This window comes from Pantoea sp. EKM21T (genome assembly GCF_011800405.1).
Classification (GTDB): Bacteria; Pseudomonadota; Gammaproteobacteria; order Enterobacterales; family Enterobacteriaceae; genus Pantoea; species Pantoea agglomerans.
The window spans coordinates 1-468 of sequence record NZ_JAALFV010000024.1; the positions used below are offsets into that span (position 1 = coordinate 1).

Here is a 468-nt window from a genome sequence, read left to right on the forward strand (position 1 = left end):
ATCGAGAAGGTAAAGCCCGGCGCGATGCCGGTGGCCGTGCCCGACCCGCTGACGCTGTGGTGCTCGGCCTGCCACACTTCCTGACGGATGCGCGCGTAGGACTCACCGTGGCTGTGGTCGACAAAATGGCCCGGCCAGTCGTAAACGTCCACCGAGCCCGGCACCGGCGACGCCGGATTCTGCCGCGCCTGCAGCATCCAGGCGTTCGGCTTGCGGAAGTCGTAGTCGTCGGTGCTGTAGATGCCCGGCGTCACGCTTTCCGCCAGCGACCACTGGCTGATGCCCTCTTCAGTGACCACGCCGCCCGACAGGGTGACGTGATAGGCAATGGTCTCATAGCCCGGAAACGCCTGATGCTGGTCCGGCGCGTCGCACAGCACCAGCGTGTGTTTGTCCGCCTCGTGGCGGAAGAAGTAGTAAATCCCCTCCAGCTCCATCAGGCGGCTGATAAAGTCCAGGCTGCTCTCC

At 64.7% G+C, this 468-nt stretch carries 1 protein-coding gene; it reads right to left on the minus strand.

Annotation, left to right across the window (positions count from 1 at the left end; genetic code table 11):
• On the minus strand, positions 1 to 468 hold a 468-nt coding region (locus tag HFD87_RS22765), incomplete at both ends, for a phage late control D family protein (RefSeq protein ID WP_243207496.1).